Annotated in this window: 1 protein-coding gene; it reads left to right on the top strand. The window is 73.2% G+C overall.

The genetic code is table 11. The features are described 5' to 3' along the window. Positions 1–51 precede the first annotated feature (51 nt). Positions 52–920: AMP-binding protein (locus GT045_RS07610; RefSeq protein ID WP_272926841.1), on the top strand; the 869-nt coding region annotated here is incomplete at its 3' end.

The following is a 920-nucleotide window of genomic DNA, read 5'->3' as shown; positions in this document are numbered from 1 at the left end:
GCCTACGTCATCTACACCTCCGGCTCCACCGGACGACCCAAAGGCGTCGTCATGCCCGCGGGGGCGCTGCTGAACCTGCTGGGGTGGCACCAGCGTGCGGTGGGCGGCGAACCGGGCACCAGGGTGGCGCAGTTCACGGCGACCAGTTTCGACGTGTCCGTGCAGGAGGTGCTGTCGGCGCTGGCTTTCGGCAAGACGCTGGTGATCCCGGACGAGGAGGTCCGCCGTGACGCGGCCCGGTTCGCCCGGTGGCTGGACGAGCAGCGGATCGAGGAGCTGTTCGCGCCGAACCTGGTGCTGGAGGCGCTCGCCGAGGCCGCCGTCGAGCAGGGCCGTACGCTGCCGTGCCTGCGGACCGTCGCGCAGGCGGGTGAGGCGCTGACACCGAGCGGTGCCGTCCGCGCGTTCCACCGGTCGGAGCCCGGCCGTGTCCTGCACAACCACTACGGCCCGACCGAGACGCACGTGGTCACGGCCCACACTCTGGACGGCGCCCCCGACGACTGGCCGCCGTCCGCTCCCATCGGCCGTCCGATCTCCCGTTCCCGGGCGTACGTCCTGGGCAGCGGGCTGCGGCTGGTCGCGCCCGGGGTGGTGGGCGAGCTGTACATAGGCGGAGCGGGGGTGGCCCGCGGGTATCTGGGCCGGCCGGGACTGACCGCCGAGCGGTTCGTCGCCGACCCCTACGCCCCCGAGCCCGGGGCCCGCATGTACCGCACCGGCGACCTCGTCCGCTGGAACGCCGACGGCGAGCTGGAGTTCGTCGGCCGCGCCGACCACCAGGTGAAGATCCGCGGGTTCCGCATCGAACCCGGCGAGATCGAACAGGTCCTCACCGACCACCCGGACATCGCGCAGGCCGCCGTCGTCGCCCGCGAGGACCAGCCCGGCACGACACGTCTGGTCGCCTACGTCGTGGC

Origin of the sequence: Streptomyces sp. SID486 (assembly GCF_009865385.1) — a bacterium.
Classification (GTDB): Bacteria; Actinomycetota; Actinomycetes; order Streptomycetales; family Streptomycetaceae; genus Streptomyces.
Note: the sequence above shows the minus strand (reverse complement) of the source record. Positions and strands in the feature narration are given on the sequence as shown.